Source organism: Enterobacter cloacae complex sp. P17RS (genome assembly GCF_014895885.1).
GTDB lineage: Bacteria > Pseudomonadota > Gammaproteobacteria > Enterobacterales > Enterobacteriaceae > Enterobacter > Enterobacter bugandensis.
This window is the reverse complement of record NZ_JADBQK010000023.1, coordinates 40,620-64,342: the sequence shown is the minus strand read 5'-3', so window position 1 is coordinate 64,342 and position 23,723 is coordinate 40,620. Positions and strand designations below refer to the sequence as shown.

General features: G+C 58.4%; 21 protein-coding genes. 15 read left to right on the top strand and 6 right to left on the bottom strand.

The genetic code is table 11. The annotated features are described in order from the left end of the window. Positions 1-35 precede the first annotated feature (35 nt). The 7 genes from IM265_RS17430 to IM265_RS17400 all read left to right on the top strand — a co-directional run bounded on the left by IM265_RS17430 (position 36) and on the right by IM265_RS17400 (position 10,513). Positions 36-2,219 (top strand): TonB-dependent siderophore receptor, encoded by a 2,184-nt coding sequence (locus tag IM265_RS17430; RefSeq protein ID WP_193032139.1) that lies wholly within the window; start codon positions 36-38, stop codon positions 2,217-2,219. A 127-nt stretch (positions 2,220-2,346) separates the two neighbouring features. Beyond that, complete coding sequence (locus IM265_RS17425; RefSeq protein ID WP_028012236.1) at positions 2,347-4,320, top strand: PhoX family phosphatase; 1,974 nt, start codon at positions 2,347-2,349, stop codon at positions 4,318-4,320. 102 nt (positions 4,321-4,422) lie between these two features. After that, entirely contained in the window at positions 4,423-5,811 is a 1,389-nt protein-coding gene (pheP, locus tag IM265_RS17420) for a phenylalanine transporter (RefSeq protein ID WP_047367642.1), read from the top strand. Between the two features lie 243 nt (positions 5,812-6,054). Then, positions 6,055-7,290 carry an MFS transporter gene (locus tag IM265_RS17415; RefSeq protein ID WP_126345080.1) on the top strand — a complete coding sequence of 412 codons (1,236 nt, stop codon included), beginning with the start codon at positions 6,055-6,057 and terminating at the stop codon, positions 7,288-7,290. 15 nt (positions 7,291-7,305) lie between these two features. Continuing rightward, positions 7,306-8,331 carry a sugar phosphate isomerase/epimerase gene (locus IM265_RS17410; RefSeq protein ID WP_193032137.1) on the top strand — a complete coding sequence of 342 codons (1,026 nt, stop codon included), beginning with the start codon at positions 7,306-7,308 and terminating at the stop codon, positions 8,329-8,331. After that, entirely contained in the window at positions 8,324-9,466 is a 1,143-nt protein-coding gene (locus tag IM265_RS17405) for a Gfo/Idh/MocA family protein (RefSeq protein WP_193032135.1), read from the top strand. Before IM265_RS17410 ends, IM265_RS17405 begins: the two co-directional genes overlap by 8 nt. Positions 9,467-9,541: 75 nt before the next feature. Then, the gene (locus IM265_RS17400; RefSeq protein ID WP_047362669.1) at positions 9,542-10,513 is read left to right on the top strand and encodes a LacI family DNA-binding transcriptional regulator; all 972 of its coding nucleotides are present in this window, start codon (positions 9,542-9,544) and stop codon (positions 10,511-10,513) included. Here the strand turns inward: IM265_RS17400 and IM265_RS17395 are convergent, their stop codons facing one another. Both IM265_RS17395 and IM265_RS17390 read right to left on the bottom strand, forming a co-directional pair. Next, positions 10,514-11,758 carry a mechanosensitive ion channel family protein gene (locus tag IM265_RS17395; RefSeq protein WP_193032134.1) on the bottom strand — a complete coding sequence of 415 codons (1,245 nt, stop codon included), beginning with the start codon at positions 11,756-11,758 and terminating at the stop codon, positions 10,514-10,516. A gap of 65 nt (positions 11,759-11,823) precedes the next feature. Continuing rightward, entirely contained in the window at positions 11,824-13,260 is a 1,437-nt protein-coding gene (locus IM265_RS17390) for an MFS transporter (RefSeq protein WP_193032132.1), read from the bottom strand. 107 nt (positions 13,261-13,367) lie between these two features. On the opposite strand from IM265_RS17390, the gene IM265_RS17385 reads away from it, so the two are divergent. The 4 genes from IM265_RS17385 (at position 13,368) to IM265_RS17370 (ending at position 15,655) form a co-directional block, all read left to right on the top strand. Then, positions 13,368-14,237, top strand: coding sequence for a helix-turn-helix transcriptional regulator (locus IM265_RS17385; RefSeq protein ID WP_069733226.1), 870 nt, complete (start codon positions 13,368-13,370; stop codon positions 14,235-14,237). Between the two features lie 139 nt (positions 14,238-14,376). Then, positions 14,377-14,706, top strand: a complete 330-nt coding sequence (locus tag IM265_RS17380) for a type II toxin-antitoxin system RelE/ParE family toxin (RefSeq protein WP_088205198.1) — start codon at positions 14,377-14,379, stop codon at positions 14,704-14,706. After that, entirely contained in the window at positions 14,687-14,974 is a 288-nt protein-coding gene (locus IM265_RS17375; protein WP_028012247.1) for a helix-turn-helix domain-containing protein, read from the top strand. Before IM265_RS17380 ends, IM265_RS17375 begins: the two co-directional genes overlap by 20 nt. A 78-nt stretch (positions 14,975-15,052) precedes the next feature. Next, on the top strand, positions 15,053-15,655 hold the full coding sequence (locus IM265_RS17370) for a hypothetical protein (RefSeq protein ID WP_193032130.1): 603 nt from the start codon (positions 15,053-15,055) through the stop codon (positions 15,653-15,655). A 27-nt stretch (positions 15,656-15,682) separates the two neighbouring features. On the opposite strand, the gene nfsB is transcribed toward IM265_RS17370, so the two are convergent. From nfsB to IM265_RS17355, 3 genes are all read right to left on the bottom strand, one after another. After that, positions 15,683-16,336 carry an oxygen-insensitive NAD(P)H nitroreductase gene (gene nfsB, locus IM265_RS17365; protein ID WP_047367650.1) on the bottom strand — a complete coding sequence of 218 codons (654 nt, stop codon included), beginning with the start codon at positions 16,334-16,336 and terminating at the stop codon, positions 15,683-15,685. A gap of 120 nt (positions 16,337-16,456) precedes the next feature. After that, complete coding sequence (locus tag IM265_RS17360) at positions 16,457-16,825, bottom strand: MmcQ/YjbR family DNA-binding protein (protein ID WP_028012250.1); 369 nt, start codon at positions 16,823-16,825, stop codon at positions 16,457-16,459. Next, positions 16,815-17,405 (bottom strand): TetR/AcrR family transcriptional regulator, encoded by a 591-nt coding sequence (locus IM265_RS17355; protein WP_028012251.1) that lies wholly within the window; start codon positions 17,403-17,405, stop codon positions 16,815-16,817. The genes IM265_RS17360 and IM265_RS17355 overlap by 11 nt, the downstream gene beginning before the upstream one ends. A 190-nt stretch (positions 17,406-17,595) precedes the next feature. On the opposite strand from IM265_RS17355, the gene IM265_RS17350 reads away from it, so the two are divergent. Together IM265_RS17350 and IM265_RS17345 are read left to right on the top strand one after the other, a co-directional pair. Beyond that, positions 17,596-18,699 (top strand): RomA family MBL fold metallo-hydrolase, encoded by a 1,104-nt coding sequence (locus tag IM265_RS17350; protein WP_047362673.1) that lies wholly within the window; start codon positions 17,596-17,598, stop codon positions 18,697-18,699. Between the two features lie 32 nt (positions 18,700-18,731). Further along, entirely contained in the window at positions 18,732-19,073 is a 342-nt protein-coding gene (locus IM265_RS17345) for a RamA family antibiotic efflux transcriptional regulator (protein ID WP_028012253.1), read from the top strand. A 56-nt stretch (positions 19,074-19,129) separates the two neighbouring features. Here the strand turns inward: IM265_RS17345 and IM265_RS17340 are convergent, their stop codons facing one another. Continuing rightward, a complete protein-coding gene (locus tag IM265_RS17340; protein ID WP_041910998.1) occupies positions 19,130-19,378 on the bottom strand; it encodes a DUF1158 domain-containing protein in 249 nt (82 codons plus the stop codon). A gap of 488 nt (positions 19,379-19,866) precedes the next feature. Between IM265_RS17340 and IM265_RS17335 the strand changes: the two genes are divergently transcribed. Further along, positions 19,867-22,575, top strand: coding sequence for a cation-transporting P-type ATPase (locus IM265_RS17335; RefSeq protein ID WP_193032145.1), 2,709 nt, complete (start codon positions 19,867-19,869; stop codon positions 22,573-22,575). Between the two features lie 83 nt (positions 22,576-22,658). Further along, positions 22,659-23,723: an efflux RND transporter periplasmic adaptor subunit gene (locus IM265_RS17330; RefSeq protein ID WP_193032128.1), complete on the top strand. Its 1,065-nt coding sequence runs from the start codon at positions 22,659-22,661 to the stop codon at positions 23,721-23,723.

Genomic DNA, 23,723 nt, shown 5'->3' with positions numbered 1-23,723 from the left:
GGCTATTTTTGCGCGCACTTTCAAACGAGTTAACGATGAACAACACCAAAATGCACAAAACGCTGCTGGCGCTCGCCATTGGCGCGGTTACACATTCCGCCTGGGCGGCAGAGGATAAAAAAGAAGACACCATCGTTGTGCAGTCTGCACCTGCCGGCGACTTTAAACCCGGTGGAGACCAGCTGGTGCCGGCCTTCCTTGACGGGCAGGTGGCCAACGGCGGACGTATGGGGATGCTCGGTCAGCAGAACGCCATGGACGTGCCGTTCAACATCATCAGCTACACCTCAAAGCTGGTGGAAGATCAGCAGGCGAAAACCATTGCTGACGTGGTCGCCAACGACGCGGGCGTGCAGTTTGTGCAGGGTTACGGCAACAGCGCGGAAACCTTCCGCATTCGCGGCCTGAAGTTTGACGGCGACGACATGACCTTCGGCGGCCTCTCCGGCGTGCTGCCGCGTCAGGTGGTGGATGCCCAGATGGTTGACCGCATTGAGATCTTCAAAGGGGCCAACTCCCTGATGAACGGCGCGGCAAGCTCGGGCGTGGGCGGGATGATTAACCTTGAGCCAAAGCATGCCGGGGAAACGCCGCAGGCGAAAGTGGGCGTGGACTACACCTCGGATTCCCAGATTGGCACCACGCTGGATGCGGGGCGTCGCTTTGGCGATAACGACCAGTTCGGCGCGCGCGTGAACCTCGTCCATCGTGAAGGGGAAACCGGCGTACCGAACGACCGCCGCCGCACCACGCTGCTCTCCACCGGCCTGGACTACAAAGGCGACCGCTTCCGCACCTCGCTGGATCTGGGCTATCAGAAGAAAACCTTCCACGGCAGCCCGACCAGCGTCAACATCTCGGCGGTGGACTTCGTGCCTGAACCGCCGAAAAACGATCGTAACTTCTCGCAGAAGTGGGCCTACAGCGATATCGAAAACGAGTTCGGGATGTGGCGCAGCGAGTATGACATCACCGACAGCTGGACCGCCTATACCGGCCTCGGCGCGCAGCACGCTCATGAAGAGGGGATCTACAGCGCGCCGAAGCTGATGGATAAAAGCGGTAATGCGGTAGTCAGTCGTCTTGATACCAACCGCATCAGCGATTCCGTCAGCGGGATGGCGGGCATTCGCGGTAACTTCACTACCGGCTTCGTATCGCACAAGGTCAACGTTGGCTATTCCGCGATGACCAAAAACGAAAAAATCGCGTGGAAAATGTCGGCGGCGAAGGATAACCCGACCACCAACATCTACCACAACACCGGCGTGGATATGCCGGACAGCACCAACTTAAACGGCTCCGGCGGTAAATACAGCGATCCGCTGACCAGCGGGCGCACCCGCACCCAGGGCTGGCTGCTGAGCGATACCCTGGGCGTGCTTGATGACAAGCTGCTGTTCACCGCAGGCGCGCGCCATCAGAAAGTGGTCGTTCGCGGGTATAACAAAATTACCGGCGCAGAAAACGACGCGGACGGCTTCGACGGCAGCCGCTGGATGCCAACCTACGGCGTGGTTTACAAACCGTGGGAAGAAATTTCCCTCTACGCCAACCACACCGAAGCGCTGCAGCCGGGCAAAACCGCACCTAACACCGCCACCAACTACGGCCAGAGCACCGGCATCGTTCACTCTAAGCAGAACGAAGTGGGCGTGAAGGCGGACTTCGGGCGCGTGGGCGGCTCTCTGGCGCTGTTTGAGATTAAAATGCCCTCGGCGATCCTCGATGCTAACAATCACTACGGCCTGGACGCTGAACAGCGCAACCGTGGCGTGGAGCTGAACGTCTTCGGCGAGCCGATGCTCGGGATGCGTCTGAACGCCAGCGCCACCTGGCTGCAGGCGGAGCTAACCAAAACCAAAAACGGCGTGAACCAGGGCAACGATGCGATCGGTATTCCGAACTTCTACGCCGTGCTGGGTGCGGAGTACGACATCAAGCCGGTTGACGGCCTGACAGCGACCGCGCGCGTGAACCACTCTGGCACGCAGTATGCCGATCTCGCGAACAGCAAAAAGCTGGATAGCTACACCACGCTGGATCTGGGCATGCGCTATCGCTTCGCGGTGAACCACAACGCAAACCAGATGACCGTGCGCGCGGGCATCGACAACGTGACCAATGAGAACTACTGGGCCAGCGTGGACGATTCCGGTACCTACATCACTCAGGGCGAACCGCGTACCTTTAAGGTCTCGGTGGGCTACGAGTTCTAAGCGTTCCACCTCGTTATCCGGGGCACGGATGCCCCCATCCTTCCGTCATCGTGTTATAAAATTGTAATAAAAGCTTCTTACACTGGTCGCCAACTCTTTACCTCTTGGCCAATGACAGGAAGCCGCTATGGGCAGACCCCTCAAATCCGTTTTTAAAAAAGAACATCGCGACGACATCGCTAACCGCAGCGCAAACCCGGTATTCTCCGAGGTGGCGGAGGTGTTCCTCTCCCGCCGCCGTTTTCTCCAGATGGGGGCCGTTGCGGGGGCCGCCGTATCATTCCCGTTTCTGATCAAACCTGAGAACGCCATTGCCGCGGTATCGAAGCCTTCCGCGCTGGCAAAAGCGGTTTCCCTGGGCTTTACCAGCATCGACGTCTCCACCGAAGATACGGTCAGGGTGCCGGAAGGCTATATTGCCCGCCCGTTCTATCGCTGGGGGGACCCGACGGGGATCAAAAACAACATGCCGGCCTTTAAGCCGGACGCCAGCAACACCACGGACGAACAGGCCGTGCAGGCGGGCATGCACCACGACGGCATGGCGTGGTTTAGCCTGCCGCAGGGGGAGCAAAACCCGGAGCATGGCCTGCTGGCGATGAACCATGAATACATCGACAACGGGATGCTGTTTACCGACGGTACGGCGAACTGGAGCCTCGACAAGGCCCGCAAGGGGCAGAACGCAATGGGCGTCTCGGTGGTGGAAGTGAAAAAAGCGGGCAGCGACTGGCAGGTGGTACGCCCGTCTTCATATGCCCGCCGCATCACCGTCAACACGCCGATGCAGCTTACCGGCCCGGCGCGGCATCAGGACTTAATGAAAACCGCCGCCGACCCGCAGGGGGAGCGCGTGCTGGGCACCATGCAAAACTGCGCTAACGGCCACACGCCGTGGGGCACCTATCTCACCTGCGAGGAAAACTGGTCGGATATTTTTGTCAAAAAAGCCGATCTCAATCCGCTGGAAAAACGCTACGGCATCAGCGACAGCGATGAATCCTACCGCTGGAACGAGGTGGACGAGCGGTTCAGCGTCGATAAAACTCCTAACGAACCCAACCGTTTCGGCTGGGTCGTGGAGATCGATCCCTACAACCCCACCTCCACACCGCGCAAGCACACCGCCCTGGGCCGCTTCAAGCATGAGGGGGCAGCCGTCACGCTCGCCGCCGATAACCGCGTGGTGGTCTACATGGGGGACGATCAGAAGTTTGAGTACATCTATAAGTTTGTCTCGGACAAAAAATACGATCCCGCGAACCGTGAAGCCAATATGCAGCTGCTGACCTCCGGCACGCTGTACGTCGCCAGGTTCAACGAGGATGGGAGCGGAGACTGGCTACCGCTGATCTTCGGGCAAAATGGCCTGGATAAGAGTAAAGGGTTTGAAAGCCAGGGGGATCTGCTGATTAAAACCCGCCTGGCGGCCGACGCGGTGGGGGCGACCAAAATGGATCGCCCCGAATGGATAGCCGTCGATCCGCACGCCAGCGGCAGCGTCTACTGTACGCTCACCAACAACAGCGATCGCGGGAAAGAGGGGAAAGCGCCGGTGGATGCCGCCAACCCGCGCGCCAACAACGTGTTTGGGCATATCATGCACTGGCACGAAGACGGCGCGGACCCTGCTGCCGCACGCTTTAAGTGGGATATTCTGGTCATGGCCGGACGCACCGACGGCGACGATCCGAAGGCCAAAGGCTCCATGCAGGGCGCGGCATTCGGCAGTCCGGACGGACTCTCTTTCGATCATCAGGGCGTCCTGTGGATCCAGACCGACGTCTCCTCCAGCACCATCAATAAGAAAGCGTACGAGGGAATGGGCAATAACCAGATGGTGGCGACCATTCCGGGCACCAACGAGTATCGCCGTTTCCTGACCGGGCCGCGCGGGTGTGAGATCACCGGCATTGCGTTTACGCCGGACAACCGCACGCTGTTTATCAACATTCAGCACCCAGGGGAGGGCGGGGATGATATTACCGACCCGGCCAATCCGCGCGCCGTCTCTAACTGGCCGGACGCCAGCCCGAACGGACGCCCGCGATCGTCGACGGTGGTGATCGTTAAAGCGGACGGCGGAATTATCGGGTCGTGACGTTTATCCGCCGGGCGCACGCGCTGGCCCGGCGTTAAGCTTGCTACCACCAGCATGAAGTGTTAAAACGTGCCCCTTCTAAAAAAGAGACAGGGGTAGGGCGTGAAAGACGCGTCATCCGCTTCAGGCCATGGTCGCGCTGAAGCCTCGTCGGATCAGAATCCGACGCTGCAACGTGGTTTGCAAAATCGACATATTCAGTTAATTGCCCTTGGCGGCGCAATCGGTACCGGGCTGTTTCTCGGCATCGGCCCCGCCATTCAGATGGCCGGCCCCGCGGTTCTGCTGGGTTACGCTATCGCCGGGATTATCGCCTTCCTGATCATGCGCCAGCTCGGCGAGATGGTCGTTGAAGAGCCGGTGTCAGGCTCCTTCGCGCACTTTGCCTATAAATACTGGGGCCCGTTCGCAGGCTTCCTCTCCGGCTGGAACTACTGGGTGATGTTCGTGCTGGTGGGGATGGCGGAGCTGACCGCCGCCGGCATCTACATGCAGTACTGGCTGCCGGACGTGCCCACGTGGATCTGGGCGGCGGCCTTCTTCATCATCATTAACGCCGTTAACCTCGTCAACGTGCGCCTGTATGGTGAAACCGAGTTCTGGTTTGCGTTGATTAAGGTGCTGGCAATTATCGGCATGATCGGCTTTGGCCTGTGGCTGCTGTTCTCCGGCCACGGCGGCGAGCGTGCCACTATCGACAACCTGTGGCAGCACGGCGGCTTCCTGGCGACCGGCTGGAAAGGGCTTATCCTCTCGCTGGCGGTGATTATGTTCTCCTTCGGCGGTCTGGAGCTGATTGGCATTACCGCGGCCGAAGCGCGCGACCCGCACAAAAGCATTCCGAAAGCGGTCAACCAGGTGGTGTACCGTATTCTGCTGTTCTATATCGGCTCGCTGGTGGTGCTGCTGGCGCTTTACCCGTGGGTGGAAGTGAAGTCCGACAGCAGCCCGTTCGTGATGATTTTCCACGATCTCAACAGCAACGTGGTCGCTTCGGCACTGAACTTCGTCATTCTGGTGGCCTCTTTGTCGGTGTACAACAGCGGGGTCTACTCCAACAGCCGTATGCTGTTTGGCCTCTCCGTACAGGGCAACGCACCGAAGTTCCTTACCCGCGTCAGCCGCCGCGGCGTGCCGGTCAATTCGCTGTTCCTTTCCGGCGCGATTACGTCTCTGGTAGTGCTAATTAACTACCTGCTGCCGAAACAGGCCTTTGGCCTGCTGATGGCGCTGGTTGTGGCGACGCTGCTGCTGAACTGGATCATGATCTGCCTGGCGCACCTGCGTTTCCGCGCGGCGATGCGCCGCAAGGGGCGCGAGACGCAGTTCAAAGCGCTGCTCTATCCGGCGGGGAACTACCTCTGTATCGCGTTCCTGGCGTTGATTCTGGTGCTGATGTGCACCATGGATGAGATGCGGCTTTCAGCAATGCTGCTGCCGGTATGGGTGGTGTTCCTGTTTATCGCGTTTAAGCTCTCACGCAAAAAGTAGCCCGTTTTTCTCCCTCTCCCTGTGGGAGAGGGCCGGGGTGAGGGCAACAGACCGCACCAAACCAGACCGCACCTGCCTTCACGCCCGGTGGCGCTGCGCTTACGGGCCTACAAAACACTGCTTCATCTTTATCGTGACCCCCCTCCCAAATCTTCTACGATCCACAGGATCTTTATTTTGTAATCGATTACTTTTCATTTGAGTTGTTTTGTAATCGATTACTTTTTCCGGGTGAGGCTTATCATGGTGTCAACTGAAAGTAGTGAAAAGGCGATAGCGCAGCACCGGCTACTGGTGCCGCGGCTGTCGCTGATGATGTTTCTGCAATTTTTTATCTGGGGTAGCTGGTCGGTCACACTCGGCCTGGTGATGACCCAGCACAACATGTCTCTGCTGATTGGCGATGCCTTCTCCGCCGGGCCCATCGCCTCCATTCTCTCGCCGTTCGTGCTCGGAATGCTGGTGGACCGCTTCTTCGCCTCGCAGAAGGTGATGGCGGTGATGCACCTTGCGGGCGCGGCGATCCTCTGGTTCGTGCCGGGGGCGCTGATTGCCGAGAACGGCGCGCTGCTGATTGGCCTGCTGTTTGGCTACACGCTCTGCTACATGCCGACGCTGGCGCTGACCAACAACATCGCGTTCCATAGCCTGGCGAACGTGGATAAAACCTTCCCGGTGGTGCGCGTGTTCGGCACCATCGGCTGGATCGTGGCGGGCATTTTCATTGGCGTCACCGGCGTGGCGTCCAGCGTTACCATCTTTCAGGTAGCGGCGGCCAGCTCCGTGCTGCTGGCGCTTTACAGCCTGACGCTGCCGCACACGCCTGCGCCCGCGAAAGGCCTGCCGGTGAAGGTGCGGGATCTCTTCTGCGCGGATGCGTTCGCGTTGCTCAAAACCCGCCACTTTTTCGTCTTCTCCGTCTGCGCGATGCTGATCTCCGTCCCGCTCGGCACCTATTACGCCTACACCGCCTCGTATCTGGCGGATGCAGGAATTGCCGACGTCAGCACCGCCATGTCCTTCGGGCAGATGTCCGAGATCTTCTTCATGCTGGTCATTCCGCTGCTGTTCCGCCGTCTGGGCGTGAAGGTCATGCTGCTGATCGGCATGCTGGCGTGGTTCGTGCGCTACGCCATGTTCGCGCTGGGCGTCAGCGAGGAAGGGCGCATTCTGCTGTATCTCGGCATTCTGCTCCACGGCGTCTGCTACGATTTCTTCTTTGTCGTCGGCTTTATCTACACCGACCGGGTGGCGGGCGAAAAGGTCAAAGGCCAGGCGCAGAGCATGATTGTGATGTTCACCTACGGCATCGGCATGCTGCTTGGCTCGCAGATTTCCGGCGCGCTCTATAACCGCCTGGTGGCAGGGCAGACCGTGCCGCAGGCGTGGGTGACATTCTGGTGGATCCCGGCGGTAGCGGCCGCGGCGATCGCGCTGATTTTCCTTCTCACGTTTAAGTATGACGATGACAAGGCGTAACGTTCAGGAGGTGGTATGAGGACGATGAAAGGACCCGGCATTTTTCTGTCGCAGTTTATTGGCGCAGAAGCGCCGTTTAATTCGCTCGACGGGCTGGCTGAATGGGCGGCAGGTAAAGGTTATAAGGCGGTGCAGATCCCCTGCAACCATCCGCACATCTTTGACGTCGAGAAAGCCGCAGAGAGCCAGGCCTACTGCGATGACATCGCCGCTACGCTGGCCGCGCACGGGCTGGTTATCAGCGAACTGTCGACCCATCTGGAAGGGCAGCTCGTGGCGGTGAACCCCGTCTACAGCGACGCGTTTGACCACTTCGCGCCCGCATCAGTGCGCGGTAACGATGCTGTCCGTCGGGCGTGGGCCACGGAGAAGCTGAAGCAGGCGGCGGTCGCCTCGGCAAGATTAGGTCTGAAAGCGCACGCCACCTTCTCCGGCTCGCTGGCGTGGCCGTTTTTCTATCCGTGGCCGCCGCATAACGAGCAGCGTTTTCAGGAAGCGTTCGAGGAGCTGGCAACCCGCTGGCGGCCAATACTGGATACCTTTGGCGAGCAGGGGGTGGACGTCTGCTTTGAGCTGCATCCCGGGGAAGATCTGCACGACGGCGTGACCTTCGAGCGTTTTCTGGCGCTGGTGGATAACCATCCGCGCTGCAACATCCTCTTTGATCCGAGCCATATGCTGCTCCAGCAGATGGACTATCTGGCCTTTATCGACATCTTCCATGCGCGTATTAAAGCGTTCCACGTGAAGGATGCCGAGTTCCGCCCCAGCGGGCGCAGTGGCGTGTACGGCGGCTACCAGCCGTGGATCAACCGCGCCGGTCGCTTCCGTTCGCCCGGCGACGGGCAGATCGACTTTAAGGGCATTTTCAGCAAGCTGACCCAGTACGACTACGACGGCTGGGCAGTGCTGGAGTGGGAGTGCTGCCTGAAGGATGGCGATACCGGCGCGCGCGAAGGCAGCGAATTTATCCGCCGCCATATCATTCCCGTTTCCGGACGGGCGTTTGACGATTTCGCCGCAGGGGGCAGTCATGATTAACGTCGGGATCGTCGGCAGCGGGTTTATTGGCCCGGCACATATCGAGGCGCTCAGGCGCCTCGGGTTTGTTCAGATGGTCGCGCTGTGCGACGGCTCGCTCGTTAAGGCGCAGGAAAAGGCGCGCCTGCTAAACGTACCGCACGCGTACGGCAGCGTTGAGGAGCTGCTCGCGCACCCTAATTTGCACGTGGTGCACAACTGCACGCCGAACCACCTGCACGCACAGATTAACCGCCAGATCCTGCGCGCGGGCAAGCACGTGTTTTCCGAAAAGCCGTTGTGCATGACGTCTGAGGAGGCGCGCGAGCTGGTGGCGCTGGCGGAGCAGGCGGGCGTGGTGCATGGCGTGAGCTTCGTCTATCGCCAGTTTGCGATGGTGCGTCAGGCGGCGAGCATGCTGCGCGCAAGCAGCCTCGGGCGGATTTTTGCCTCACACGGCAGCTACCTACAGGACTGGATGCTGCTGGAAACCGACTACAACTGGCGGGTGGATGCCGCGCTCGGCGGCGCATCGCGCGCGGTGGCGGATATCGGCTCCCACTGGTGCGACACGGTGCAGTTCGTCACCGGGCGGCGCATTACCGAGGTGATGGCGGATCTCTCCATCGTCTGGCCGACGCGCAGGGCCAGCAAGGGCGGGAATCAAACCTTCTCCCATGACGAACAGGCGGAGTATGAAGACAAACCGGTCACGACCGAAGACTTCGGCTCGGTGCTGTTCCGCTTTGACGACGGCAGCAAGGGCTGCTTTAGCGTCTCGCAGGTGAGCGCCGGGCGTAAAAACCGCCTGACGTTTGAGATAAACGGCAGCGAGCGCTCGCTGGCGTGGGACCAGGAGGTGCCGCAGCAGCTGTGGATCGGCCATCGTGCGCAGGCCAACCAGACACTCACCGACGATCCAGGCCTGATGAACCCTGACGTAGCCGACAGCGCCCACTTCCCTGGCGGGCATATTGAAGGCTGGCCGGATGCCTTCAAAAATATGATGGCGCAGTTCTACCGCGCCGTGCAGGCGGGCGCAATGCCGGAGACGCCGCAGTTTGCGACGTTTCACGATGGCGCAAACGTGATGTATATCATTGATGCCATTGTGAAAAGCCATCAGCAGCAGCGCTGGGTGCGCGTGGAATGCTGACGCATTGCCCGGTTCGCCGGGCAACAAATTTATGGTAGCCTGCACAAAACGCTAACCGCAGGATGTATCGTCGCTATGTCAATTCAGAAAATCGCTCAGCTGGCCGGGGTTTCCGTGGCAACGGTCTCTCGCGTGCTGAATAACAGCGACACCGTGAAGGCGAAAAACCGCGAGCGCGTTCTGCAGGCGATTCAGGAGAGCAACTACCAGCCAAACCTGCTCGCCCGTCAGCTGCGCACCGCCCGCAGCTATATGATCCTGGTGATGGTGTCCAACATCGCCAACCCGTTCTGCGCCGAAGTGGTGAAGGGCATCGAAGCCGAGGCGGAGAAAAACGGCTACCGCATTCTGCTGTGCAACTCCGGCTCGGACATCGAGCGCTCCCGCTCGGGCTTGAGCCTGCTCTCCGGCAAAATCGTCGACGGCATTATCACCATGGACGCCTTCTCGAAGCTGCCGGAACTTGCCGCGCTGATTGGTTCTGCACCGTGGGTGCAGTGCGCCGAATACGCCGATGCAGGCGCGGTCTCCTGCGTCGGCATCAATGATGTGGACGCTTCACAGCATGCCGTCAGCCAGCTGGCCGACGGCGGCCGCAAGCGTATCGCGATGATCAACCACGATCTCAGCTACAAATATGCCCGCCTGCGCGAACGCGGCTACAAGAGTGTGATCCACCTGCGGGATCTGGACTATCAGGCGGTGGAGTATGCCAGCGATCTCAGCTCCGGGGCGGGCATGGCGGCGATGCAAAACCTGTTAAAAGATAATCCGCCGGATGCGGTATTTGCCGTTTCCGATACGCTGGCGGCGGGCGCGTTGCGCGCCATTCAGCAGGCAGGTCTGCGGGTGCCAGAGGATATTGCCGTGGTCGGCTTTGACGGTACGGAGCTGGCGGACATGATTTCACTTACCACCATCGAACAGCCGTCACGGGATATCGGGCGCAAGGCGGTCAATCTTCTCTTAAACAAAATCGACAACCCGGATGCGCCCACGGAAAGGGTGATGATGGACTGGCGCTTTATTTCCCGCGCCAGCACCTGATTATCTGACAATAACGCCTGCCAGGGAGCGAATATCGTTCCCGGTCGGCGACTGGTGAATACGCAGGCCAAACTCATCCACTACCGCGAAAATATGGTCGAAGATATCGGCCTGAATATCTTCGTATTCCGCCCAGATTACCGTATTGGTAAAGGCATATATTTCAATCGGCAGCCCGTTGGCATCCGGTGCCAGCTGGCGCACCATCAGCGTCATATCTTTACGAATACGCGGATGGTTACGCAGATATTCATTCAGGTAGGCGCGGAAGGTGCCGATATTGGTCATCTTGCGCAGGTTTAATACCGATTCCCCTTCGCCGTTCTGCTGATTCCACAGGCTAATTTCCTCATGGCGCGCGGCCAGATAAGGCTTCAGCAGTTTCGCCTGAATCAGCTTCTGCTGCTCCTGCTCGTCGAGAAAATGAATGCTGGTGGTATCGATATTCAGGCTGCGCTTGATGCGTCGCCCGCCGGAGGCGGACATCCCGCTCCAGTTGATAAAGGCGTCGGAGACCAGCGCCCACGTCGGAATGGTGGTGATGGTGTTATCGAAGTTGCGTACTTTAACGGTCGTCAGGCCGATGTCCGTCACCGTACCATTAGCGCCGTACTTTGGCATCTCCAGCCAGTCGCCGAGCTTGAGCATGTCGTTGGCGGAAAGCTGAATACCCGCCACAAGGCCGAGTATCGGGTCTTTAAACACCAGCATCAGGACGGCGGCCATCGCACCCAGACCGCTGATCAGAATCGCCGGGGACTGGCCGATCAGCAGGGAGATAATCAATATCCCCACCAGGATAGCGCTCACCAGCTTGATGCCCTGGAAGATCCCCTTCAGCGGCAGCTGCGAGGCGGTCGCCATCTTTTGCGACAGATTAAATATCACGTCCAGCAGCGAGAAGAAGGAGAGCAGGGCATACACCATCACCCACAGCTTCGCGCAGGTGGTGAGTATTTCCGCCGCTTCGCTGCCTTTTTGCAGCCACAGTACCGCCTGAACGTTGACGATTATCCCCTGCAGGGTAAAGGCCAGACGGTGAAATAATTTATTCTGGGTAATGATTTGCAGCCATAAATGGCTACTGGCCTGCGCGCGTTTCTCGAATGCGCGCAGCACCAGTTTGTGCAAAATAAAATGAACAATGATGGCGGTGAGAAAAATAATACCAAAGATAATCACTAAAGAGGTGGTGTGATTAATTTCAATCCCTAACTCTTCAACCTGAGCAATTAATTCCTGCATAACGTCTCCTGTATTGATGCAGCCCCATAATGGCGGCTGCGGATCTATTATGCAAATTCACAGGATTATTTGGCGGCCTCACAGACCTTCACTACCGGCAGGCAGAGACGATGACGCATGCGCAGCGTCGCCAGCGCCAGGATAACCATCAGGCCGGTTTCTACCGCCAGGAAAAGGTTAATCGCCTGCGCGTAATCCCCGTGGTAATTCTGCAGCCCGTGCAGCAAAATCGCCCCGAAAATGGCCGGGCCCAGACCCAGCGCGGCCTGCTGCAGCGTGCTGAGAATGGCGCTTGCGGCCCCTGCGTCGTCAGGCTGGATGTCGCGCATCCCGATGCGGTAGAAGCTGTTTACAATCAGCGCCTGACCGTAGCCCACCAGCCCGGTGGCAGGGGCCAGCGTCAGCGCGGTGTTGTTTACGCCCCAAAGCCGGAACGTCGCGATGAGCGCCAGCAGGCCGATTATCTGAATTGCCAGACCCGTCAGCAGAATCGTGCTGGTACTGTAGCGGGCAATCAACCGCGGCGCGAACCAGGCAGAGATAAAATAGGTCACGCCCAGGGCGATAAAGCTGTTCCCGGACTGCCACGGCGCCATCCCCAGACCGGTCTGCATGGTCAGCGCCATACAGAACATAAACCCGGACCAGACGCTGAAAAAGAGCAGCGCAATCACGATGCCAAAGCGAACGCTGCGAAGCTGAAGCAGGCGTGGCGGGATCAGCGGATGGGCATTCTCTCTCTCCTTTTTACGCGCGTTCAGCGCCATCAGCCAGGCTAGCGGAATAATGGCAAGAAGCATAACCTTCAGCGACCACGGCCAGTGCCACTGCGGACCGAGCGCCATCGGGAACAGCAGGCAGCAAAGAATGAGGGCCAGCAGCACGGTGCCTGTCCAGTCGATGCGCGACGGCGTTTCACGACGGGTTTCCGGCACGTAGCGGCGGCTTAACGCCAGCACCACCAGACAAATCGGCACGTTGATAAAGAAGGCGTTACGCCAGCCCAGCCCGGCGATATCCGCCGACACCAGCCAGCCGCCGCCCATCTGCCCGACGATAAACGCAATCCCGCCAATGCCGCCAAACAGGCTAATGGCTTTCGCGTGGGCGCTACCTTTTAGCGTGACGTGCAGCGTGGCGAGGATCTGCGGCATGATGAGCGCTGCCCCCGCGCCCTGAACGATGCGTGCGGCCAGCAGTTGTTCAATATTTCCCGCCATCCCGCACAGCAGCGAGGCCAGCCCAAAAACTGCCACGCCCCACATAAACAGGCGACGGCGGCCACGGTTATCCCCCAGCTTGCTGCCGAGCGCAAGGCAGACGGCAAAGGCCACGCCGTAGAGAGCGACAATGAGCTCCAGCTCGGTGGCGGTGGCGTGCAGCGAGTGGGTGATGGCGTCCAGCGCCACGTTGGTGATTGAGGTATCAATCATCGGCAGCATCTGGCCGGTTAACAGCAATATCAGGCCTGCGCGACCCGGTGAAACAACTGACGTATTCATGGTAACTCCATTGCGTCATTCATCAGATGGTCGTAGCATCAACCATCTGATAAACGGGTACCAGTTCTTGCTTATACTGGTACTGGCACTACCATGCAGGGGGATTTATGGCCTTGATGTCTGAACCCGTCACCTCACTTCAGGATGACACCCGAAAACAGCTGGGGGCATTTTTACGTGCCCGACGGGAAAGCCTCGATCCCCAGCGTCTCGGCCTGCCGCGCAGCGGTCGGCGGCGCACGCCGGGCCTGCGCCGGGAAGAGGTGGCGATGCTCGCTGACGTGGGCGTGACCTGGTACACCTGGCTTGAGCAGGGCAGGGACGTCAACCCCTCCAGCGCAGTGATGGCCGCCATCGCAAAAGCGCTGCAGTGTACCCCGACCGAGGCCCGGCATCTTTTCGTGCTCGCCGGCTTGCCGCCGGGTGAAGCCCCGCAGGCGGTCTGCTGCGAGGGCATCAGCGAAGGCACGCGCCGCCTGCTCGATACCCTGATGCCTAAACCCGCCAGCATTCAGAAGCCCAACTTCGACATCGTCGCGTGGAATGACAGCTTCGGGCACCTGATGGGCGTTGATTTCAATGATATCCCGCCGGAAGACCGCAACTGTATTTACCTGTTCCTTACCCATCCGGCGTGGCGCGCGCGTCTCGGCAGACGCGACGACGTGCTGCCGATTTTCGTCTCCTATTTCCGCGCGGCGATGGCCGAGCACCGGGGCGACCCGCTGTGGGAAGCCAAACTGGCGCGCTTCTTCGCGGTGTCCGAAGAGTTCAAAACCCTGTGGCACCAGCGCAACGACGTGCGCGGCGTGGAGAACCAGCTCAAGCTGTTTACCCATCCAGAACTGGGAGATTTTACGCTGCAGCAGATGTACTGGTACTCCGCGCCGCGAAACGGATCGCGGCTGCTGGTGTATCTCCCGGTGGATGAGGCGGGGGAAAGGGCGATGGAATGGCTGGCGGCGCAGGGGAAGTAAGTTTTTTGCGAGGCGCTTTCAGGTAATCAAAGCGGCTCCGGTTCTTCCTGTTAAAAATGGGTAAGGTGGGACACGAAAAGCTAAATTAGCCTTTAATGCAAATTGCCTTATATGCTAATATCATCAGGGATGAAATATCGTGTTCAGACTTATCGTTCATGAGGCGGTAAGGGAAGAGATTCTCTTACTACCTGCTGGGGTGAAGGCGAAGCTGATTCGCCAGCTTGATAAATTGCGTTTAAACCCGACGGCTCTTCGGGAACCTGACAGCAAACCATTGCCGCATGGCCTGTTTGAAATAAGGACCGTTGGGCTGATCCATACCCGAGGTATCTATGTTTACCCGCGGGAAAAGACGATTTTTCTTTTGCGCGTGTTTGTTAAGAAGACGCAAAAAACGCCCTCTGCTGAACTTCGTCTGGCACTGAAGCGACAACAGGAGATGTTGGATGAGCAAGAAGATTATTGACTGGGATGAACTCAGGGCTGAACTGTTAAGCGATTCAGAGGTTCAGGCTTCCTTTGATGCAGAAGAGCGCAAGGAGCGTTTGCGGGAGATGCTGGCGCAATGGCGCAATCATGCTGGCCTGACGCGCGCCCAGGTGGCGGAGCGGATGGGCGTCAGCGCACCAACGGTATCAAGAATGGAAGCGAATATTACCCGGGCGAGTCTCGATACATTAACGCGTTATGCGCTGGTGTGCGGGATAAAGCATCCGCAGATTACGCTCTATTGACGCTTAATCAACTTGCTGAATTTACGCGATTTCTATTGGAAGTTAAGTTGACTATACTTATGCGATGAGAAACAACTAATGTCGCCACTAATGATTGATTCCGCAGAGTTCAGCCAAAAACTCGGGCTTATCTCCCGAAACGTCGAACATACCGAAGCATTTCTGGCGCGGGGTACTGCGGATTTTCATCTGCCGGGGTTCTTGCTGCCTGTCGGATACCGGTTTTTAAAATCGCGTTATGGTGATGAATATCGTCTCGTGACTACCGATGACGGTAAGCCTTATACGGCGTATGCCGTGAAGCTTACATTTCATAAAGAAATTACCTTTCCCCACGGAGCCGCCACGCAGGTGATGGTATGGCGCACCCCGCGCGCCGTCCACCAGCGCGTAATAAGCGGATTACCGCAATTATTTTTCCAGTGGGTGCTCAGCGAATACGACATCGTAGTCTCCGACAGCGAGCAAACGGGGGACGGGCAACGGTTCTGGCTGCGCATGATCGACTGGGCGTTCACCATGAACTATCGCATTAGCGTGGCAGACGGTACAGTGGGAGAAGAATGGACGTTAACGCCCGTAAACTCTTACGCCGAGCTGGAAGAGCGCTGGATTGCCTTTGCCTGGAGAAGCGATCGCGATGTGCATCCACACCGCAGGCTGGTCATCAGTAAAACGTAACGGGCCGCGTGCAGCGACCCGTTTGAATCAGCACTCGGTCACAATCGTGCTCAGCGGCAGACGAGACTTCGGCAGCGTGGCGTTAAAATCTTCCACGCTGTGATGCCCAACCGGCACCACCACCAGGCTGGTGAAGCCTTTCTCTTTCAGACCAAACTCTTCATCCAGAATCGCCGCGTCAAAGCCTTCAATCGGCACCGCGTCCAGACCCATCGCGCCCACGCCCAGCAGGAAGTTACCGACGTTCAGGTAAACCTGTTTCGCCATCCACTGGTCGTCATCTTTCAGATCCACGCGGTGCATATCGGCGAAGTAGGTGCGGCCCTTATGGTTCGCGGCTTTAGCTTCCGGCGTGTTGAAACGGCCATCGGCCTCTTCCTGGTCGACAACGCGCTCAAGCCAGGCATCGTCCATCGCGGTTTTCGCGCAGAAAACCACCACGTGAGAGGCGTCCAGCATTTTGCGTTCGTTGAACACGTAAGTGCCCGCGGCGGATTTCGCCACGCGGGCTTTTCCTTCCTCGGTGCTGGCCACAATGAAGTGCCACGGCTGGGAGTTGGTGCTGGACGGGCTGTACTGCAGCAGGGTTTTGATTTTCTCTGCTTCTTCAGCGGTCAGTTTTTTGGTTGGGTCGAACGCCTTGGTAGAGTGGCGTTTCAGGGCGACAGAAATGATATCCATGACTACTCCTGGTAATGAAATTCGCCCGTGCGCGGGCGCGAAAGGAGAGCAGATTACCGCGCGAAGCGGCAAAAGATAAGTGCGATTCGAGCGGTTATACTGTTCGGCACAGACGAACAATCAGGCAGGGCGTATCCATTTCTGGTCTTTTTTCGGCAGCTTATCGACGACCAGGTTCCACGAATCCTCGATCAGGTCGGCGACCAGTTCTGGCGTGATGTCCTCGGTGCCGTAGAGCGAAATCCAGTGTTTTTTATTGAGGTGGTAGCCCGGCTCAACGCCACGGTAAATCTGCTGATTTAACAGGGATTTTTCCGGGTCGGATTTCAGGCTAACGTGGGGGCGTCCGTGCGCGGTGGCCATCAGCATAAAAATTTTCCCGCCCACCTTAAACACGTCGTACTCGGGGCCAAACGGCCAGCAGTGTTCGGTGAAAGGCATCTCCAGTGCGACGCGTTTTGCGTGCGCCTGCAGGGATTTACTGTCCATCGTTATCCTCCTGAGCCAGCCCGCGCCACATGGCTTCGAAACCCAGCGCTTTAAAATCGGTGGCGCGGGACGGATCGCGGGTGGCAAACTCCATGGTGGTTTCCGCCAGCGATAAGAAAAGCGCATCGCCAAACGTTTTGAATTCATCGGACATAAACACCGGGCGCACCGAACGGCGGCATAGCTCGTGAAGTTCCGGGAACATCTCTTTCACCGCCTGTTCCGTTTCAGCGCTTAGCTTTTCACTCACGCCAATCTGGCGGATCGCCGCATGCGCAACGGGGTTACGAATCCCCCAGTCCACGTAGCTGTTCCAGATATTGCGGGTATGCTCTTTAGGAAGCGTGAGGGTGCGATCGAGGTTCGCCAGCATGGTCTGGCAGAGGTCCTGCTTGAGGTGCAGGTAAAGGGCATTCAGCAGATCGTCTTTAGTAGCAAAGTAGCGAAACAGCGTGCCTTCAGCGACGCCCGCATTACGGGCAATTAACGCCGTTGAGGCGGCAATACCTGACTGTGCAAATGCCACCGTCGCGGCTTCCAGTAAGGCCTGTTTTTTATCTTCACTCTTCGGACGTGCCACTAAATTTTTCCCCCTTTCAATTATAAAAACCCTGATTGAAACACGTGCTTTGACACGCTGCAACGCGGAATGTCAAAGATCGAAAACGTCTTGACGACTTTATCATCATATCTATAATGAGTGCTTACTCACTCATAATCAAGTTTCCCTCGCGTAAACCATCGGATGGCGCGTGTTTTCGGGTCAGGATATGAAAAAGCCTCTCTTCATCTGCGTGGTGTTCCTCATGATTATTGCTTCGGCTGCGAGTTTACCGTTTGTTCTGAATGCCGGATTTGGCCAGCCGCCGCAGGGTGCGCAGCTCACGGAAGTGGAGGCTTCTCCGCACTATCGCGACGGGAAGTTTCACAACGCGCTCCCGACGCCTGGCTTTACCGGGCAGCAAAACATGCTGGTGGCGTGGTGGCAGTTCCTGACCCGTAAAACCGAAAACGCTCGTCCGGCGCAGCCGCTGCCGCTGGTGAAAACCGATCTGGCGAGCCTGCCTCTGGAGCAGGATACGCTGGTGTGGCTCGGCCACTCCTCGTGGTATATGCAGCTGGCGGGAAAACGCATTCTGATCGACCCGGTCCTCGGCAACTACGCCGCGCCGTTCTCGTTCCTCAATAAAGCGTTTGCGGGAGAGTATCCGTGGCGCGCGGAGAGCATGCCGGAAATCGACCTGCTGATTATCTCGCACGATCACTACGACCATCTGGACTACGCCACCATCCGGGCGCTGCTGCCGAAGGTGAAGCGCGTCGTCACGCCGCTCGGCGTGGGATCCCACCTGCGCTACTGGGGAATGAAGCCTGAGATTATCGACGAACGGGACTGGAACCAGTCGGTGCACATCAGCGATGCGCTGACGGTTCACGTCCTGCCCGCGCGCCACTTCTCGGGGCGCGGCATTAAGCGTGACCAGACCCTGTGGGGCAGCTTCATGTTTGTCACGCGAGAGCAGAAGGTCTACTACAGCGGCGATTCCGGTTATGGCCCGCACTTTAAGGCCATCGGCGAACAGTTTGGTGAAGTGGATTTAGCCATCATGGAAAACGGCCAGTACGACCAGGACTGGAAGTACATCCACATGCTGCCGGATGAAACGGCGCAGGCCTCGGCGGACCTCAATGCGAAAGCGGTGGTGCCGGGGCATAACGGACGTTTCGTGCTGGCGAAACACACCTGGAACGATCCGCTGATCCAGCTGGCGCGGGCCAGCAAGGACAAAAATTATCGGCTGCTGACGCCGGAGCTGGGTGAGCCGGTCCGGGTTAGCGATAGCACGCAACAATTTCGTGAGTGGTGGGAATAATGTTGAACCAAGAAACAGAGGGGGAGAGCAGCATGACGATTTCCGCTCAGGTCATTGATACCATTGTCGAATGGATCGATGACAACCTACACCAGCCGCTACGCATCGAAGAGATCGCCCGCCACGCGGGTTACTCCAAGTGGCATTTACAGCGGCTGTTTATGCAGTACAAAGGCGAAAGCCTGGGGCGCTACATCCGCGAGCGCAAGCTGCTGCTGGCGGCGCGGGATCTGCGTGAATCTGACGAGCGCGTGTACGAAATCTGCCTGCGCTACGGCTTTGAATCGCAGCAGACCTTTACGCGCATCTTTACCCGCACCTTCCATCAGCCGCCCGGGGCTTACCGAAAAGAGAACCATAGTCGGGCGCATTGAAATTGACGAAACAAAGGCCGGGTAAGGCATCGCTGCTACCCGGCTTTTTTATTGGCCTACGACGCCAGTGAAAACCAGCGGCGCCAGACGAAACGCAGGATGAAGAATTCGATAGCGCCGAGCAGTAAAAACCACACGCAGAACAAAATGGTGTAAAGCTGGTTCAGATCGACCATATGAAAGGTTTGAACCAGCTTCTGCGCCAGCACCAGACCCAGTGATGGCGCGGGTAGCAGTAAGCAAGAGATCAGGGCCATCAATAAAATGCCCCCCGCAGTCAGCAGCGATTCCAACGGGTGTTTCATCGTAATGTTAATCGTCAGTTAAAAATGTCATTGTCCGGCATCCTTTAACGTTAAGCAATATCAACCCGTCGGCCCTTTTTTAATTAAATAATTCCTTCCCCCGAAGAATAATGCGCGGAAGGAGAATAATTTAATCCGGATGATTAAATTAATATCGCGCTATGTAAATAAATGTCTACATCACGAAAATAATTTTACAAACATATAGGTGCTATATCCAATTAACGTCGCAATAACAATGGCTGCGACAATGTATAACGCCAGGCGCCGTCCGCGATAAATACCAAACATGGTTCCCCCTCGTTTAGGATTGGTTTAGAAATATTTTGTAAAAATCAGCTCGTCGAAATAATTTTAATCAATTTTGAATAACCCAGTGGTAAATATATTGCGGTAGATCAATTTTACCCGCAAGACTTTAAAATCAATTTATTTAAGCCAGAAAGGAATTCAGGCTTCTGTTCACCGGAAATTGAAGGAAAAATATGATGACTGAAAAAAAATACTCCCCAAACGTGCCGCCTTCCGGCGGGCTGGCATACCAGCAGACCGCAGAGCAGGTGCTTACCCACGTGCAGAGCCAGGCCAGCGGTCTGGATCGTGCAGAGGCGCAGGCGCGTCTGCAAAAAACAGGGCCGAACGCGCTGCCGGAGAAAAAAGGTAAACCCGCCTGGCTGCGTTTTTTGGCCCATTTTAACGATGTGCTGATTTACGTTCTGCTGGCCGCCGCGGCATTAACGGCGGTAATGGGTCACTGGGTCGATACGCTGGTAATTTTGGGTGTGGCGGTCATCAATGCCCTAATTGGCCACATTCAGGAAAGCAACGCGGAAAAATCGCTGAAGAGTATTCGCAATATGCTTTCCAGCGAGGCGCGCGTTATTCGCAACGGCAACCATGAAACCATACCAACGACGGAAATAGTTCCGGGCGATATTATTGTATTGCGCGCGGGGGATCGTATTCCGGCGGATATGCGTTTAATCGAGGCGCATAATTTACGCGTGGAGGAGGCGATTCTCACCGGTGAGTCCACCGTGGTGGATAAACACACGAATTCGCTGAGCGGCGAATTACCGCTGGGCGACCGCACCAATATGGTTTTTTCCGGGACGACCGTGAGCGCAGGCGGCGGCGTCGGCGTGGTCACCGCGACCGGTAAGGATACGGAACTCGGCCACATCAACCAGATGATGGCGGGCATTGAAAAGCACCGTACCCCGCTGCTGGTGCAGATGGACAAGCTCGGTAAAGCCATCTTCGTCATTATTCTGGCGATGATGGCCGCGCTGTTCGTCTTCAGCCTGATGTTCCGCGAGATCCCGATGGGCGAGCTGCTGCTCTCCCTGATCAGCCTGGCGGTTGCCTCCGTACCGGAAGGTCTGCCGGCGATTATCTCCATCATCCTCTCCCTGGGCGTGCAGGCGATGGCGCGCAAACGGGCGATTATCCGCAAGCTGCCGACGGTTGAAACCCTGGGCGCGATGACCGTGGTCTGCTCGGATAAAACCGGGACCCTGACCATGAACGAGATGACGGTAAAAGCCATCATCACCGCCGACGTCTGCTACCGCGTGGACGGCAACAGCTACGAGCCGGTAGGCAATATCTACCTGGAAGGCAGCGACGAGCCGGTCCACATCCAGCCGGGCACCGTCCTGGAGCAGTACCTGCGCACCGTTGACCTGTGCAACGACAGCCAGCTGATTCAGGACGAGCGCGGCCTGTGGGGCATCACCGGCGGGCCAACCGAGGGCGCGCTGAAGGTGCTGGCGGCCAAGGCCCACCTCGAGCCGGTCGTGACCACGCTGGTTAACAAGATCCCGTTCGATTCTCAGTACAAGTACATGAGCACCCACTACCAGATTGGCGGTGAGGAGCAGATTTTGATTACCGGCGCGCCGGACGTCATTTTCGCCCTGTGCAACCAGCAGCAGACGCGTAACGGTGCGCAAGCGTTCAACCGTGCGTACTGGGAAACGGAGATGGAGCGCTATGCGCGTCAGGGGCTGCGCATGGTCGCCGCGGCGTTCAAGCCGGCGAACGGCGAGCAGGCATTAACGCACGACGACCTGAGCCACGGCCTGATTTTCCTCGGCATTGCCGGAATGATGGATCCGCCGCGCCCGGAAGCGATTGATGCGATTAACGCCTGCCAGCAGGCGGGGATCCGCGTCAAGATGATCACCGGCGATCACCCGCAGACGGCGATGAGCATCGGCCAGATGCTGGGGATCAGCAACAGCGAGCAGGCGGTCACCGGCTATCAGCTGGAGAAAATGGACGACGCCGAGCTGGCGGAAGCGGCGGTGAAATATGACATTTTCGCCCGTACCAGCCCGGAGCATAAGCTGCGCCTGGTGAAAGCGTTGCAGGATAAAGGCGAGATCGTCGGCATGACCGGCGACGGCGTAAACGATGCCCCGGCGCTGCGCCAGGCAGACGTCGGCATCGCGATGGGCATTAAGGGCACGGAAGTCACCAAAGAGGCGGCGGACATGGTCCTGACGGACGATAACTTCGCCACCATCGCCAGCGCGGTGAAAGAGGGGCGTCGCGTTTACGACAACCTGAAGAAAACCATCCTGTTCATCATGCCGACCAACCTGGCGCAGGGGCTGCTGATTGTGATTGCGCTGCTGGCGGGGAACATCATTCCGCTAACGCCAGTGCTGATTTTGTGGATGAACATGGCGACCTCCGCCACGCTCTCCTTCGGCCTGGCCTTTGAGGCCGCCGAGCGCAACATCATGCGCCGCCCGCCGCGCCAGACCGGGCAGCACGTAATGGACGCCTACGCCGTGTGGCGCGTGGCCTTCGTCGGCACCATGATTGCCATCGCCGCCTTTGCGCTTGAAGCCTGGCTGGCCCCGCGCGGGCACAGCGCGGAGTTCATCCGCACCGTGCTGCTGCAGATGCTGGTCTGCGCCCAGTGGGTGTACATGATTAACTGCCGCAACACCGAAGGGTTCTCCCTGAACCGCGGCCTGCTGGCGAACAAAGGGATCTGGCTGGTGACGGGCGTACTGTTCCTGCTCCAGGCGGCCATTATCTACCTGCCGTTTATGCAGATGCTGTTCGGCACCGAAGCGCTGCCGCTGCGCTACTGGTTCGTGACGCTGGCGGTGGCTGGGTTGATGTTCTTCGTCGTCGAAATCGAGAAGCGACTGACCCGCAGGTTCCGTAAGGCTGCATAACGAAAATCTTACCCCTCACCCTAACCCTCGCCCCTTTGGGGAGAGGGCCGGGGTGAGGGGAGAAACAACGCTGAGGTACTCCCATGAAACTTCCACTCCTGTTCGCACTTCTTGTCAGTACCCTGCAACCCGTCTTCGCCGCCGCGGTCCCCGTTCGCGTCGCCACCGTGGAGCAGACCGCCCACGCCGCCGAGCGCCAGATCCCGGGTCGCATCGAAGCCATTCACACCGTTGAACTGCGCGCACGCACGGAAGGCGTGATAACGAAAATCAACTTCCGCGACGGGCAGTACGTGAAAAAAGGCGACGTGCTGTTCGAGCTGGACGACGCCGAGCCGCGCGCTGCACTGCGTCTGGCGCAGGCTGAAGTGAGAAGCGCTGAAGCCACGCTGCGTCAGGCGCAGCAGCAGCTTTCCCGCTTCGAAAGCCTGGGCAACAGCAACGCCATCAGCCGTCACGACGTGGACAACGCCCGCATGCAGCGCGACGTGGCGAGCGCCGCGCTGGAGCAGGCGAAAGCCCGGCTCGACACCCGCAGCGTCACCCTGAACTACACCCGCATCACCTCGCCGATTGACGGTCGCGTGGGCCACAGCCAGTTCCACGTGGGCAGCCTGGTGAATCCTGCCAGCGGCGTGCTGGTGGAGGTGGTGCAGCTCGATCCCATCCGCATCGCCTTTGCGCTGGAGGAGGGGGCGTTTGCCACCAAAGCCGGACAGCACGCGGATATCAGCGCCATGAAGCAGGCCTGGCAGGCGCTGATCGACAGCAACGGCCAGCGCGTCGGCGGGGAACTCACCTCCGTGGACAACCGCATCGATCCGCGCACCGCCAGCGTGATGCTGCGCGCAGAGTTTGCCAACCCGCGCCACCAGCTGCTTCCCGGCGGCAACGTGAATGTTTATCTGCGTCCAGCGAGCGAGCAGCCGGTGCTGACGCTGCCTGCCGCCGCGGTCCAGCAGAACGGCGACGGGTTCTTCGCCTGGGTGGTTAACGCCGACGGCAACGCCGAAAGGCGCCCGCTGAATGTGGCCGGCCAGATCGGCCAGCAGTTTCAGATTGCCTCCGGCGTGAAGCCCGGTGAGCGAGCGATTACCGACGGCGCGCAGCGCGTGCAGCCCGGCGCTGCCGTCCAGATACTCAATTAA